This window comes from Sphingobium subterraneum, from assembly GCF_014199435.1.
GTDB classification, from domain to species: domain Bacteria; phylum Pseudomonadota; class Alphaproteobacteria; order Sphingomonadales; family Sphingomonadaceae; genus Sphingobium; species Sphingobium subterraneum.
Genome location: NZ_JACIJP010000012.1, coordinates 15014 through 30153 on the forward strand (window position 1 = coordinate 15014; position 15140 = coordinate 30153).

Annotated in this window: 12 protein-coding genes; 3 read left to right on the forward strand and 9 right to left on the reverse strand. The window is 61.8% G+C overall.

The window, feature by feature from the left end:
- Positions 1-17: 17 nt before the first annotated feature.
- Entirely contained in the window at positions 18-1142 is a 1125-nt protein-coding gene (locus tag FHS92_RS17105; RefSeq protein ID WP_200880210.1) for a serine hydrolase domain-containing protein, read from the forward strand.
- Between the two features lie 88 nt (positions 1143-1230).
- On the opposite strand, the gene FHS92_RS17110 is transcribed toward FHS92_RS17105, so the two are convergent.
- The 7 genes from FHS92_RS17110 to zorA form a co-directional block, all read right to left on the reverse strand.
- A complete protein-coding gene (locus FHS92_RS17110) occupies positions 1231-2415 on the reverse strand; it encodes an alpha/beta fold hydrolase (RefSeq protein WP_037556851.1) in 1185 nt (394 codons plus the stop codon).
- Between the two features lie 179 nt (positions 2416-2594).
- Positions 2595-3410 (reverse strand): IS21-like element helper ATPase IstB, encoded by an 816-nt coding sequence (gene istB, locus FHS92_RS17115; RefSeq protein ID WP_037556858.1) that lies wholly within the window; start codon positions 3408-3410, stop codon positions 2595-2597.
- Positions 3411-3430: 20 nt separating this feature from the next.
- On the reverse strand, positions 3431-4930 hold the full coding sequence (istA, locus tag FHS92_RS17120) for an IS21 family transposase (RefSeq protein ID WP_184081891.1): 1500 nt from the start codon (positions 4928-4930) through the stop codon (positions 3431-3433).
- Positions 4931-4974: 44 nt separating this feature from the next.
- On the reverse strand, positions 4975-5511 hold the full coding sequence (locus FHS92_RS17125) for a hypothetical protein (RefSeq protein ID WP_246352091.1): 537 nt from the start codon (positions 5509-5511) through the stop codon (positions 4975-4977).
- Positions 5505-6911: an EH signature domain-containing protein gene (locus FHS92_RS17130; RefSeq protein WP_184081892.1), complete on the reverse strand. Its 1407-nt coding sequence runs from the start codon at positions 6909-6911 to the stop codon at positions 5505-5507. Before FHS92_RS17130 ends, FHS92_RS17125 begins: the two co-directional genes overlap by 7 nt.
- On the reverse strand, positions 6908-7636 hold the full coding sequence (locus tag FHS92_RS17135; protein ID WP_184081893.1) for an OmpA/MotB family protein: 729 nt from the start codon (positions 7634-7636) through the stop codon (positions 6908-6910). Before FHS92_RS17135 ends, FHS92_RS17130 begins: the two co-directional genes overlap by 4 nt.
- Positions 7636-9561, reverse strand: a complete 1926-nt coding sequence (gene zorA / locus FHS92_RS17140; protein WP_184081894.1) for an anti-phage ZorAB system protein ZorA — start codon at positions 9559-9561, stop codon at positions 7636-7638. Before zorA ends, FHS92_RS17135 begins: the two co-directional genes overlap by 1 nt.
- Positions 9562-10042: 481 nt before the next feature.
- On the opposite strand from zorA, the gene FHS92_RS17145 reads away from it, so the two are divergent.
- A complete protein-coding gene (locus tag FHS92_RS17145; protein WP_184081895.1) occupies positions 10043-10678 on the forward strand; it encodes a S24 family peptidase in 636 nt (211 codons plus the stop codon).
- Positions 10679-10688: 10 nt separating this feature from the next.
- On the opposite strand, the gene FHS92_RS17150 is transcribed toward FHS92_RS17145, so the two are convergent.
- Complete coding sequence (locus FHS92_RS17150; protein WP_184081896.1) at positions 10689-11597, reverse strand: HNH endonuclease; 909 nt, start codon at positions 11595-11597, stop codon at positions 10689-10691.
- A 79-nt stretch (positions 11598-11676) separates the two neighbouring features.
- Positions 11677-14586 (reverse strand): MobF family relaxase, encoded by a 2910-nt coding sequence (mobF, locus tag FHS92_RS17155; protein WP_184081897.1) that lies wholly within the window; start codon positions 14584-14586, stop codon positions 11677-11679.
- Positions 14587-14939: 353 nt separating this feature from the next.
- Here mobF and FHS92_RS18175 point away from each other — a divergent pair.
- A partial coding sequence (locus tag FHS92_RS18175) for a hypothetical protein (protein WP_221231137.1) occupies positions 14940-15140 on the forward strand: 201 nt, incomplete at its 3' end.

Genomic DNA, 15140 nt, shown 5'->3' on the forward strand with positions numbered 1-15140 from the left:
CCTTTAAAGGCGCGGATGTGTCCGATCGCCTGGATCGCGCGATAGACAATGCTCTCGCCGACAATCGTTTGGTGGGAACGGTCGTGATCGTCGCCCGGGGCGGCAAGATCGCCTATCGCCGCGCGGCGGGATTTGCAGACCGTGAATCGCAAAAGCCGATGCAAACGGATAGCATTTTCCGATTTGCATCGGTGACCAAACCCTTTGTCACCGCCGCCGTGATGCGCCTGATCGAGGATGGTGTTGTGAGGCTGGACGATCCAGTGACGCGCTTCCTGCCCGACTTTCAGCCGCGCCTGTCCGATGGATCGGTTCCGGTCATCTCGATCCGCCATCTGCTCACGCACACATCGGGGCTCGGCTATCCGTTTCAGGAAGGGAGCGATGGCCATTATCGTCGCCTCGACGTCTCCGACGGGTTGGATCAACCGGGATTGTCGCTATCCGAGAATCTTCGGCGCCTGGCTGCCGCCCCGCTTACCGCCGCACCGGGGTCGGGTTTTCGCTATTCCCTTGGCATGGATGTGATGGGAGGGGTGGTTGAGAGCGTTACCGGTGGTTCGCTACGCGATGCTGTGCGCAAACTGGTCACGGATCCGCTGGGTATCGTCGATACCGGCTTTGCCGTTGCGGATGTTGAGCGGCTCGCGACGAATTACTTCAACAGCGAATCCGTTCCCGTCCGCATCACGGACGGCATGGTAGTGCCTCTGGATGCCTTCAACGGGTCGCTAACGTTCGCGCCGAGCCGTATCCTGGATCCAAACTCCTATCCGTCAGGCGGGGGTGGGATGGTGGGGACTGCGGGCGACGTCCTGCACTTTCTGGAAACCATCCGGCTCGGGGGTGGTCCGATCCTGAAGCCTGAAACAGTCGAGATGATGGCGACCGATCAGCTCGGACCTCAGGCTGCGGCCTGGGGGCCGGGTTGGGGCTTCGGCTTCGGCTGGGCAGTGCTTGCAGATCCGCACGCCGTCCCGTCGCCGCAGTCTCCCGGAACGCTTCACTGGGCCGGCGGATACGGCAATAGCTGGTTCATCGATCGTGCAAACGCGCTGACGGTCGTGGCCATGACCAACACGGCCTTTGAGGGTATGTCGGGGAAGTTCGTGTCCGACATCCGGGACGCCGTCTACAACTGATCCCCGCAAGGAATCCGCGACCGGCCGGCGTAAGCCGGCCGCGCCGCAGCGAAAATGCGGAGGCGCCGCGTCGATCGCGGCGGCCAGATCACAAATCGTTGCGGTGGCTCCAGTCGATGATCCCGTCGATACAAGCGCTGACATGTTCGGGCTGGCCCTGGTAGAAATGGGTCGCGCCCTTGATGCTCACAAATTCCTTGTTCGCAACGGTGAGCGCGTTGTGAATGATCGGATTATGGCTCGCGGGAACCGCGTCGTCCGCTTCATTCTCGATCTGCAGCACAGGGGTCCGATGGATCTTTGTCGCGTTAACGGCAGCCTTGGAGTTGGATAGGTCGTAGGACCATTGCGACAGCCACGAGCGCAGGGTTGAGAATCGCGCCAAACCAGCGGGTCCCACGTTCACCGTGCGTGGATTGCCAAGATAGGATGCCCCCGGCGCGCGTCCATTGGGGTCGATCGTCGGATCAATCCAGCGCACGTCGCACATCGTGCGGTGCGTGACGAAGGCGCGTTCGGTTTCGCCGTCGTTGCGACGACGGAGCGTGGCAAGCATTTCCTCGGCCCAGGCGGTAATTCTGCGATTGCGGGCCCGCTGCCTCTCGCGGAAGGCGGCGATGAAGTCAGCGGTGAATGGTGGTTTGTTCGGGCAGTCCGGACTATAGATATCGAATTCGAGATCGCGCGTGTCCGGGTCGAATTCGTCGATGACGGAGGGGTCAAGCCATTCGGTCAGCACTTCCGCCCGGCTGAGGTGGGCGGCGATGAGGACTATTCCGTCAACCCGCTGCAGCCGCGCTGCTGTCAGGTCATAAAGGTCGCCGGCGGGCGTGTGGGTGATTGTCGGATGTTCAGACTGGGCCGCATAAAACAGCGATAGCGAGCCGCCGCCCGACCATCCCACCAGGATCACCTTTTCATAACCCAGCGACTCGCGCGCGTGGCGCACCCACTGGCCCATGTCGTAGGCGACCTTTTCCATAATCAGCGCACTATCGTTTCTCGGGTAGCGACTCGACGCGCAAAGTACGTGCAACCCCGCATCGGCAAGCGCCTCAGGCATTGGGAGCAGCTGGGCCGTGGCTGTGGGGTGCATGAACAAATAGACCGCCTTAGATGGCCGCGCTCTCTGCCGGAACAGCTGGCCTTCCAGCTCGGTCGTGCCCTCGGCGCCCGCAAAACTGTAGGTCTCCGTCATCCCCGGTTGATCGCGGAAGCGAACGATTTCGGGAAGGCGATCCCATAGCGCCTTTGTCGGCAATCCTCTCTCCATGGCCATATCCTTAGTTATCCAACTATAATTGCGTATTACCGTACTCCAGTCAAGGTGTCAACGGCGGTCGGATTCCAGGCCATGATGGCGGAGTAAAAGCAGGCCATTGAAGATGAGCGCGGATGATATGCAAAGGGCCCCGATCGGGGCCCTTTGCATATTTGCCGTTTTGCGGCGGGTCAGTCGGTGGCGTGGGCGGGAGTGGCCTGGTTTTGCTCCGCCCCGGCAGCGCGGCGGCGGTGGGCGGACTGCTTGAGGCGGTAGCTGTCGCCGTTCATGGTGAGGATGCTGACGTGGTGGGTGAGCCGGTCGAGCAGCGCTCCGGTGAGCCGCTCGGACCCCAGAACTTGGGTCCAGTCCTCGAACGGCAGGTTGGAGGTGACGATCGTCGATCCCCGCTCGTAACGCTGCGAGAAGGTTTCGAACAACAGTTCCGCGCCCGTGGGCGAGAGCGGAACGTAGCCCAGTTCGTCAACGATCAGCAGCTTCACGGCGGCAAGGTCGCGCTGCATCTTGAGCAACCGCTTTTCGTCGCGGGCTTCCATCAACTGGTTCACCAGCGCCGCGGCGGTGGTGAACGCGACGGTGAAGCCCTTCTGGCAGGCCGCCAGGCCCAGCGCGAGCGCGACGTGGGTCTTGCCGGTGCCGCTGTTACCCAGCGCGATGATGTTTTCCCGCCGCAGGATGTATTCGCAACGCGCCAGCTCCAGGACGAGCATCTTGTTGAGGCTGGGGATGGCCGTGAAGTCGAAGGTATCGAGGCTCTTCACCGCCGGGAACCGGGCGGCACGGATCCGGCGCTCGACCGTGCGGCGTTCCCGGTCGATCAGCTCCAGTTCGATGAGGCGCAGCAGGTAGCGGGTATGATCGACGCCATCACGCGCGCATTCCCGGGCCAGCTTCTCATACTCGCGCAGTACCGTCGGCAGCTTGAGCTGCTTGAGGTGATGCGTCAGCAGAACCTGAGGCGTGCCTGCCGTGGTGCCGGCCGGCATCTTGTCGTCCGTTGCCCTGCTCATGCTGCCAGTTCCGGCAGGAGCGTGGCATAGTCGGCGGCGCGGGTCGTCTTTACCTCCATCTTGGGTAGGTGCGGATAGGAGGCCAGATCGAGCCGGGCGGGTCTGCGCTCGATGCGCGCCAGCGCGATCTGCTTGACCGCATCGAAGCCGATCGCGCCGATATGGATCGCCTCGTTTATCGCCAAGGTGACCACCTCCATCGGGATGGCCTCCAGAAGACGCAGCACCTGGATGAACTCGCGTTTGCCCTTGTTGCCCATCCGCGCCTCCAGGAGGTGACGCAGATGCTGGAACACCTCGGGCAAGTCCCAGCCCTGCAACGCGGCAGCTTGGTCGAGTGCTCCTGGCTTGGTCTCGATCAGCGCCAGATAATGGAGCGGGTTCGCCACGAACATGGCCTCGCCATAGCAGCGCGGGTGACGGGCGATCTCCTCGCTGCCGCACAGGATGACGACCTGATCGACGAAGCCCTTCACCACCACGTCCTGGAAGCCGTAGCGGGTCGGAACCGAGTAGTCGTTGGTCCGGTAGCGCACCAATGCTGTCGACGATACGCGGGCGATCCGCGTCTCGCACGGCTCGAACGTCCCTGACGGCAAGGGACGCATCGCAGCCAGGTCGGCCACGAGCCGCTCGCCGATCGTCTGGCTGTGCCGTCCGGCCCGCTCTTCCTGCCGAGCGCGGCAGCGGCGTTCCAATTCCGCGTTAAAGTCGTCGTAGCTCGCCGCCTGCGGGATCGGCACCATGAAGTGTGTCCGCGCGTGCTTGACCAGCCCTTCGACCTTTCCCTTGTCATTGCCCTTGCCGGGGCGCCCGAAGCGATCGGTGAACAGGTAGTGGCTGACCAGTCCGGTGAAGGCCTGGGTGCGCTCGCGCTTGCCGTCACCGCAGATCTTCGCGACCGCGATCTTCGTGTTGTCGTACAGGATCGAGCACGGCACGGCGCCGAAGAACGCACATGCCGAAACGTGCCCGTCGAGGAAAGCCTCGGTCGTCTCCGCCGGATAGGCCTTCACGAAGCAGGCATCCGACTGAGGCAGGTCCATGCAGAAGAAATGCACCTTCTGCCGGACGCCGCCGATCACCCCCACCGCCTCGCCAAAATCCACCTGCGCGTGGCCCGGTGGATGCGCCAGCGGTACGAACGTCTCGCGGCTGCGCGCTCGGCACTGCCGAACGTAATCCTTCACCACCGTGTAGCCACCGCCATAGCCATGCTCGTCGCGCAAACGCTCGAATATCCGCTTGGCCGTGTGCCGCTGCTTCACCGGCGCTATCCGGTCCTCCGCCAGGATCCGGTCAATCACCGGCAGCAACGGCCCCAGCTTCGGCTTCGCCACCGGCTTCGTGCGCGTGTAGCCCGGCGGCAGCGAGAACCGGCACATCTTGGCAATCGTATCACGGCTCAGGCCAAAGACCTTCGCCGCCTCACGCTGACTGTTCCCTTCCACAAACACAAAACGGCGAACCGCTGCGTAGACCTCCACGGCAAACATCCCTGGCCGCTCCAAAAAGAGCAACCTTATCCAATGGCCGGTTTTTACACCGCCGCGCTCAGCAAAACGCCGGCGCTCCATTGGCCTGGTTTGTCACCGCCATGCACATGTGCGGCTTGGAAGACGGAAAACACCGGCTCGGGAATGCGGCTGACACGCCCACCCTCTCGGACACGAGCGCCAACAATATCCGCACGAACAGGGACGCCGCCGCGACGAACCCACTTCGGATTGACCGTGATGGATCCTTCGGCGAGCGATCCGCTCGAATTCAGTTGAAGTGTCAGAGGCGTGGCTGGCGGCAAGCCGAGGGCGAAGGCATCGGCCTCATCCAATTGGGCGGCAATGTGAGGGGGAAGGATAACCCCTCCGTCCTCTTCAAGAATTTGCCCTTCCTGATCGAACGAGCGTGCGAGCGCCAAGGCCGCTTGTCCTGCTTCGGGAGCAGCCCTGGGCCACTCCGCGACTGGCACTGTTTCGCTTGAGGCTCGCTTGAAGAGCCCGCCCGGCCGCTCACGCAACAGCGTGATAGTTTCACTGCCATCGCTCTGCTGAGTTGCAATGAATTTGGGGCTTACCATCGATCGTTCCAATTACGACCACGGCCTTTCCCGAACCGGGGATGCAAGATTGATGTCCGGCGATGAATTATCCCGGCAAACTTGCCTTCCCAACCCGGGCTTGCTGGAACGTGAGATTCATACTCGAAGTCAGACCGACCTGCCGTGGTCCGCAGTTTGGCACCGTCGTATATCTTGGCATAGAGCTTCGGAGCATTCGGATCGCTATCGCTCCAAAACCGGCATGAGCCATTGTCGCTCCACTCGGAAATCCTCAAGTCACCGATCTGCATGATGATCGAGGACGATGAGGCAGGGCCGCCTCGAATGATCCCATATTCCGGGCGTTCCCCGCTTTGTCGGATCAGGTACTCGATCTGGTTCCGAGCCCGGACGCCCAAGGCAGGCCACGCATCACTGACGAGGCCTTCGTCCAGATAGGCCATCCAGAACTTCTCACGCTGTGCCCATTGATCGGGCCGATCGGTAGTCTTGGCGATAGCCCGAAAGAATTCGCGCATCGCGACTTCAGTGAGCCAGCGCTTGAAGACTTGTGTGACCGTGAGCGCGCGCTCTTCACCAATGGTCTCTGCCAGCGAACGGACGATTCTATCCCAGCGGGGCCGCTGAAGACGCGGATCACCCACCTGGTCGAGGAGAAACTCGGAAATCGCCTTGCGATGCTCAGGTTCGGGCTTCTCGCTGATCCAAGGTTCGAGCAAAGCCCGAACGACCAGCTCGATCTGTCCGGCGAGTGCCTCTTGATCAAAGAGCCTCAGCAAGCTGCGCTGCGCGGGGACCGCCTTTCGCGGTGGGAGCTCTGCTGTTGCAACGCAAAACCTGGCGAAGGTTGCCTGACCGAAGCCGCTCGCTGCCAGATTTGTTCCTAGCCCGGTTTCCCTGATGAGCTGAAAGATTTGATCGTCATCGCGCTGGATCAAATCGAGCGCCACCCGTGCCGGGCCTTGCGATGGCGCAAATAGCTCCCATTGTCGGGCCCTCTCTCGCCATGCCCACTCGTGCCGCTGGGCAGCACTTGAGGCAGCATCGGCAAGCTTGCCCATAATAGGCCGGTCGACCGGAAAATAGGTGAGGTAGCCATCGATCATGGCTTGGTCGGAACTGCGCCGCTGCTCTTCGACCGCGCGGTCGAGAGCCGCATATCCGAGGTCATCGAACTCTGGATCGCACCATGCCCCGCGCAGGACCCGGTTGAGTTGAAAGCGCGACAGCGCCCCGGCTCCGTTTTCAGCCGCATTGCGCAAGAAGGGCTTCAATTCGACAACTGGCTCCGCCTCGCCGATACTCGCATCAAGCTTGGCGAGTTGCCGCTGCAATTCAGGTTGCGTTGTCGGAGGCTTGGCGAGCCCGGCAGACGCCAGGGCGTCCATCCGATCGATTGCCGCGCGCAGGAAGCTCATTGCTCCTGCCTCAAGATGTCCTTATCCAAACCGGCGCTGGGTGTGGTCATCAAGAACCGCAAGTCGATCCGTCGATTACGCTTCTTCGCCGCCTCGCTATCACCTTGCGCGATAGGGCGATCCGGACCGTAACCGCTCAGGCCTAGGATCGGTGCAGAACCTGGCTGACCTGCTGGCTTGTTGAGGAACCCCCGCAAGGCCGGCTGATTGAGCTGAAGCATGGTGAACGTCGTTTCGGCTCTTCGAACCGAAAGGCCATAGTTGTTCATCCCACCGTACATCGCGTCGGAATCGGTATGCCCCTCTACAAACACGGCGTCGATCATGTGCTTTGAGCGCTCCGCTTTGCAGAGATTTGACGTCGTGTAGCAGGGCAGAACCTCGACCATCGCGCTGGCAACCTTGTTGATCGCGGCTTGCCCTCTGTCGCTCAGCTCCCAGCGTCCTTTGTCGAACAGCACGTCATCAGGCAGGCGCAGCACACCTGTCTTCGTGTCAATTTCGACCTGCAAACCCTTGTCCTTCAATGACTGCTGAAGGTCATTGAGGATCTCTGCCCGGGTTCGGTTAGCACCGGTCAGCTCTTCGGTCTTCGACTGCAAATTCAATGCGAAGTAAGCCAGTAGGATAATGAAAATAAGAAGGAGGCCAACCATCATGTCCGTCATGGACATGAAGTAGCTTTCGCCTTCTTCAGGGGGTCTCCTGCGAACGGCGCCTTCCATTATTCAGCAGCTTCCCGATTCTGGTTCGCAAGAATTCCGGCCAGTTCCTCAACCGTGTCACGCAGCGTGGTCAGTGGCTCAAGCGCACCTGCAAGCTGGGCAACACCTTCGCCAAGTGCGCGGTCGATTTGACCAACACGTTCGTTGAGGTTCGTGGCGTGGCTGCCTGCTGCGTCGGTGATCTTTTCGAGCGCTGCTCCAAGTGACCGATCGACTTCCTCAAAGCGGGCCCGATACTCAGACCAGGCTGACGAGGCTGCTGATGCCGTTTGGGTCAACGATACAGCGAGCTCGCGCATCTCCTCTCGGGTGTTTTCAGAAGACTGCGCGTTCTTGACGACGATAGCCTCGACCGATTTGACAGCTTCGGCGATCGACACGGCAGATTGACGGACAGGAGCAGCGGCCGCCTCGACGTCGTTGGCAACTGTACCGAATGCCGTGGCCAGATCGCTCGAACGGGCTGCCACCTGCTCGATAGCGCGAGCGTGGTCGCCAATAGCGGTCTGGGCCGAAGATAGCCGGTCAGCCGAAACAGAGATCGCGTTGCCGGCATCCTTCATGCTGGCAACAAGCGGAGTGCCTGCTCCGTTGAAGCGCTCTACGAATTCCGAGAAGGACTTCTCCATCGCCTCCTGGCCGATCCGCGCAGCGTCATTTGCGGCACTGGTCGAGGCTTCCCCGAGTTGAGTGGCCGCCGCGGCCAGGCCTGCTTTCATGTCGTCCAGGGTCGAGCCGAGGCTGGTGAGCAGTTCATCCATTCTCTGGCGTGCAAGTGCGCTCGCTTGCTCATTTTCCTCGCGCATGCGGTCGGCGATCACGCCGAAGTTGCGATTAAGGTCGCCAAAGGCAGTGCGCATCTCTTCGGAGGCTTGGCCGAACCGACGCACCGCCTCTTCAATCTGCTGGTCCGCTTCTCCTGTCTGTTTCTCAAGTCGCTCTGACATGGTGGCCATCGACACGGTCATTGCCCCGATGGCCTCAGCAAGGCCCGCCATCTCGGCGCCCGCGCTCGAAGCGATGGCATCACGGACAGCCTCGCCGCCGCCACCACTGATCTTGTCGATGCCCTGCTGGATAGAACCCAGATGGGTGATCATCGGGGCCATCTGCTTTTCGAGAGCGCCATCGAGCGCAGCAGCCAACTGCTCGGAGAAGGTACGGAGGGCGGGGGTCTGTTCCTTCAGCTGCTCCAGCTGATCGCTCGCAATACGCTGCGGCGGGAGATAGGCCATGCCGTGCTCAAGCTTGTCGCAGAGCATGGAGAGGCCGTCATTGATCCGCTTGCCGAACCGGTAATCGTAAGAACGCAGGACGATGGACGCCACAATACCGCCCACTGAGGCCCAAAATTTTGCGCCTGCGACCTTCATCAGTTCATTGAGGCGCTCCTGCATCGCATCGACCCCACCGCTGAAGTCCAGGGTCGACAGGGCAGCAATGATGCCAAGGAAGGTGATCAGCAGGCCGATAGCGATAAAGATGTTCGCAAACCAGTTGAGCCCGCGGTGGCTGTCTCCGAGATTTACGAAGAAGTGCTCAGGGCGGGCCGAATTCTGGAGAACATCTGCGGACGGATCGACGATCGTTTCGCGAAACTCTTCCCAGGTGCGGCGCAGTGGGAGCGCCTCGGGGTGCCCAACCTCCATCATCTGCTCATCGATTTCATTGAAGCGGCGGGCGAAGGCAAGCCGGGCAGAATCGATGTCCGCCGTGCTGCCACCAGTCACATCGTCGAGGAGTCGAACCCGTGCTTCGATCGCTTTTGCAAGCGGCTCATGGAAATCCCGCTTGTAACGGGTGGATATTGCGAAGGCCGTTCCAATTAATACGATGGCCAAGAAAGCAGCCATCGCATCGCCGATGAGTGGAATCTTGGTAAAGAAGAAGATCAGACCATGACCCAGCCATTCGGTAATTTCCACGCAATCCCCCTGAACCTCGGCAAAACCAAAGAACTCTGCTCCGATACCGGGCAGCAGACAAGTCTGCCAATAGCATCAATGCAGCAGAACCCCGAACAGCTCGGACGGTATCGAACGCGCCCGCTGCCGCCAAGACTGCTTCCATTAAGGACGTGAGGATTCTGTAAATTACTGATGCGATTGGCGCCCCGGTGATACCGAGGCGAGGTAAGCCTCGACCCTCTCCAGGGTCCTGCGTCGGGGCCTCCGCCCCATCCGTAGGTCCAGCACGAAGCGCGGATCGCCTACCGCCCGTCGCCCGAAGCGGGTGGCAGACATGTGGGTATCCTTGAGATGACGCTCGATGCGATCCAGCAGCTTCATGGTCTACCTCGAATCAGATTTGGCTTGTGTTCTTGTTATGTTCTTATTAGGAAGACTCCATCGAGTCTAGGATGAATTCCTACATGCCACCTGGACCGCCCCTCGAAAGGCGCCGCCGATGGAGAATGTCAGAGAAGAGCTGGATCGCCTGATCCGGCAGAGAAACGTGGGTTATTCCGCAGTCTCGCGGCTGCTCAATCGCAACCCCGCTTATATCCAGCAATTCATCAAGCGTGGTTCGCCGCGCAAGCTGGATGACGAGGACCGGCGTATCCTTGCCCAGTTCTTCGGGGTCGATGAGCAGGTGCTCGGTGGGCCCGCGCTCCCGGTGCGCGATGGCCTGGTCGAAGTGCCAATTCTGAACGTCGATGCCTCTGCTGGCTTTGGTGCGATCGCGGAAAGCGAGACGGCCCACACCCGGTTCGGTTTCGATGAGCGGTGGTTGGGCAAGCTGACCCGGGCGAAAGGCCCCAGCCTGTCAATCATCCACGTCCATGGGGAGTCGATGGAACCGACGCTGCGGGACGGCGATGAAGTCCTGGTCGACGCATCGGATCAGGGCTCGCGCCTGCGCGACGGAATCTACGTGCTGCGCGTCGACGATGCGCTGGTGGTGAAACGTGTGACGATCCAACCAGGCGGACGTCAGATCACCATCTCGAGCGACAATGCCGCCTACCCGACCTGGACCGACGTTGAGCGCGCGTCGATCCATGTGGTCGGCCGGGTCATTTGGTTCGGTCGTTCTGTCTGATCTGCCGCTATCAGATCCCTGCAAATCGCTCCCGGTGGCGGGCCACGAAGTCTGCCCTTGGATGCAGCGATCGATCACGCGGCAACCGGATCTGCTGACCGGCCGGCGGAAACAGCTGCAGAAGCTCGGACGGCACCTTATTGTGTGACACGAGCAGGCAGAGGTTATCATCGAAGGTGATGAGGTGGCGGTCAAACAGCCAATGGGCTGTCGCTGACAAAGCTACCCCGTTCTGGACAATGTCCGGGCCGCCACCCGCAACTGACCAGATGTGCGCGGCCTGGGCCTCAGCCTTGCCGCCGCCATTGACGATCCTTAGCCCGGTAACTGCGCAGGTGTTTTCGTACGCATCGAGGACATGATTGCGGAAGTTCGCGTCACGGATCTTGCGGTTCACGAGCATCTGCTCGACCCGGCGCTCCGCGAAGTGATCGTGCAGGAGCAGATTGGTCTCCGGATCGATGCGGGGGGCATCGAGTTCGAGGCGGATGCGGTTTTCGGGATCGAGAGTTTCGGCAAGGCCCGCATTGACGATGGCCACGAAATCCTCGTTTTCCAGCCCGCGGACCGACTTGCCGCGCAGGCTTCGCCCGGCATCGCCAGGCCGTGCCATCTCGCGCAGGAAGCGCTCGGCAAACCGGCCGCTGCCGTCGCGGTATGGGACAGGCTGATCGAACTCGAGGTAGTCGCGCACACGCGCATAGAAGTGGCTGGGATCGCTCGGGTCGGCATCGATGCGCTCGACGAAAGCAGCCGCGATATAGGCCATGCGGCCGCCAGAAACTCGTGTTTCGCGGTAAACGATCCAGTCGCTCACTAGCTCTCGCGCAACCGACAGGTAATTGCTCGGGAAGTGATACCGCTCGGTGATCGCGTCGTCGTACCGCGAATTGCCGCTGATCTCGAAGACGCCCTTCACATTCCCGCCCGTAGCCAAAGTCGATGCGCGCCAGGTTGCCTGGAGAATGCTCCGCCGTCCAGGCTCAACCTCACAGTAATCAAATGCCCATTTCGAATGGCTTGGTGCGCTCCTTGGCCAGTTCGGGTGGCTGCTTGCTCTGATCGTCCTTGGTCGCGGCGCCCGCAGCCAGACCCTTCGCCGCAGCCTCGCGCAGGCGCTCGGTCACTTCCAGCGCTGAAGTCTTCTCGCCGGTGTTCTGGGCGACCGCTCTCCCGAGCTTGTCGGCGCTGTCGACGACAAGGGTCAGGCTATCCCGCAGGCGCGTGACGGTAACCAGGAAGGTTTGCTGGTTGGCCAGATTGCGTTCACGGCTGTCCATGACAGCAATACCTCGATCCGAGGTCAGCCCCTGCGCCATGTGGGCATTGAGTGCGTAGGCGAGGTCCAGCCGCCTGAGCATCGGGTCGGAGCGCTCCAGATCGTGCCGCAAGCCTGTGGAGGTGACCAGGGTAACTCGCGAGCCTTCAACCGTCTCAATCCTCGCCTGGTCGGCATTGAACAGTCCTCGGCGATGATCGTTTTCGGTCCACCGAATCCGGTCTCCGGCATGGATCGAAAGGCGTTTCTCCTCGAAGAGCGCGAGGCGGTCGTCCTTCGCACCAGGACGGATGCGGCTCGGCCGAAGGCTCCGTGTCTTGCCCCTGCCATCGCGGAGGAACACCTCGCGCGTCTTCTCGTCGACACTGTCGACGCGGTATTCGCCGCGCGGGAGGCGCTGATGTTTGTCCGGACTGCGAACATCGAGTACCATGCCCGGGCGGTATGCCGAGACATAGCGGAGCTCCTCACGCGTTGCATTGACCCGTGACAGTACGGTCAAGTCCAGCGAGGTTTTGCCGAGCTCACCGTTGGCCTTGAGCCCCCGCTGGACAGCCTCGTTGACCGCCGTTCGCAGGGACCGGCCTGAGGCATAAATCGCGGTCCGCTCCCGCTCTTGCGGCGCAAGCCCGAGCCATTGCTCGGCAGCCGTCAGAGCACTGTCGCCCGCTGTCTCGATTGTCGAGCTTTTGAGATGGCCGAGGGCGGTTTGGACGTCACCGGCTTGCGCAGCAGCCTGAGCCAGGCGCAGTTGGGGATCCCGGCCGCGCAAATTGGTCGTCATTTCAGCGCGCATGATGCCCGCCTTCTGGACGATATCGAAGGGTTTGCCCGCGTCGACCGCGCCGAGTTGGCGGGCATCGCCCATCAGGACAAGTCTGCGCGCGCCGGCACGATTGGCCAGCGTCACGAGGCGTTCCTTGTCGCTGTTCGAGACCATCGAGGCCTCATCAAGGACAAGGACCCGCTCACCCAACGCGGTTCTCGCTTCGGCCATCAGGCCAGGATTTCCAGGATCCTCCAGTAGCGGCGCCCAGCTCTTGAGTAGGCGCGCCAAAGTCATCGAGCGGATGCCGGTGTCGCGCTCCAACATCTGTACCAGGGTGTTCTGGACGGCGAGCCCGATGATCTCCTTGCCCTCCTCACCAAGGATCTGCGCCACGGGCTTCAGGACACTGCTCTTACCAGCACCTGCTACGCCCTGGATGGCGATCGTCCGGTGGGTCGAGGCGAGGATCAGCCGGGCAGCGGCTTCCTGTCCGTCATTGAGGTCGATGCCGTGGTTGATGGCGGCAACAGCTTTGACCCGCGCGCCCGCGTCGTTGCTCTCGAGGATCGGGGCGACAGCATCCCGGCCTGCCTCGACAGCTGCCAGAATGCGGTGCTCGGTCGTGAGCGCATCGCGCGAGGTCAGCCAGCCCTTGTGCTCACCCGAACCGGGTATGAGTTCACCGGAACGGACCAGCGAGCTGACCCGTTTCTCGATGGCACCGATGGTTGTTGGCAGGCCAAAATCCAGCGCTGATTTGAAGAGGGCTTCGCGCGGAAAGGCCACTTCGCGCTGCGAGAGGTGGCGCACTGCCGAGGCTGTTGCCTGGGCTGCGGCAATCGTCTCGCGGTCTTGCTTGAGGATGTGAGCCGGGATCAGCGGATCGGCGGGGTTGCCCCGAATGCGCTCGGCAAAATCCCTGAGCCAGGCCCTGCCGCGCTCGATCAGGCTGGTGCCAGCGGCAGGCGCACGCGGCGAGAGATGTGCGTGGCCCTGCGCCTGTTCAATCATGGCTCGTACGTCGAGACCTGCAATGCTGGCATGGGCATTCCAGCTCGATAGCAGGACTCCCCGATCAGCGACGGCCTGTTTGGCGCTGCGGGTGTCGAGGGCAGCGATCTTTCCGGCTTCGAGGCCTGGCCCACGGCGTGCATCGAGCACTTCCTGGCGCCTTGTGGAGAAGGCCATGACCTGGTCGCGGGAGAAGCCCGCCGCCTCGAAGTTGCCGTGTTTGCCGACGGGGCCAACCTCATAACCGAGCTTCTCGACCGAGAGGCGGAAGCGCGCCATCGTCATGCTGTTGAGAAGCGTATTGAGCGACCAGAGCCGGTCGTTCTTCAGCGTCCGCCATTTGCCATCGGCGCCTTTCGTGACGTTGGCGATGACGGCATGGAAGTGGAGGTTGGGCTCCTGGTTGCGATTGGTGTCGTGCTGGAAGAGCGCCACAGCGAGGTTGCCGGTCTGAACGGTGCGGACCTTCCCGTTTTCGACGAGGCGCGTTTCGGCCGCGTTCTTCTCGGCCCATTGGAGCGTTTCTATTACGGCTTCGCGGTAGGCTTCGATGATCCGTTTATCGCCGCCGACGAGGGCCAGCACCGACCAACTCTTGGGCAGAGAGAAGGTCAGGTCGGTACCAGCGCGGTGCTGGTTTTCGTGGCCGACCCTTTTGCCATCCGGCAGTTCGCCCTTGAGAAGCTTGTCGAAAATTGCGGATTCAACTGCCCCAGAAAGGCCAAGAGCATCGGCTCCTGCTCCGACCCATTGGCCCGAGCGATCCGCGTCGGCGCTGGCATAGTAATTGTCGGCAGCAAAGTAGCTGGCCGCGCCGGACGCTGAACGGACGTTAGCAACTGAGAGCATGGCTTTTGGTCCTTCAAGCAAGGTGCCCCCTTGCTTTGCTCCCCTCAAAGATCGGGTTCGTAGAAGTCCTGTGCGCCGCTCTCGACGCCGCCTTCAAGGAGATCCCGTTCGGCCCTTTCCTGAGGGCTCGAGCCTTCCTGAGACCGTGCTGCCGGGATGGCTTTCGGATCGCTGGAAGCCGGCTGGTTCTCCCGCCCAGATGCCCTTTCATCAGGTGATGGCTGCGCCTCATCGCTCGCTTCGTTCCTGCCGGAAAGAAGCGGTGCGGGTGGCAATGTGGCAGCTGCTCCAGACCCGACAAACTGTTCAGGCGATGTCCCGGCTTCGCCTTGCTGGGGGGCTGCCTGCAACACTTGCGCAGGCCTGCCGGGGAATTGCTCTTCAGCCAGATACCCGGCCTCTTTCGGCGCACCGGACGTGCGCCCAAGATCCAGCTTGAGCTGCTCCGGGACGACCGGCTTACCGATCCGGTCCCCGCCAAGCAGGAACGCCGCTACGCCAAGCTGGGCGTCGACGCCTTCCACGGGCTAGCGCGCTTCGCAAGCCCGGACGCG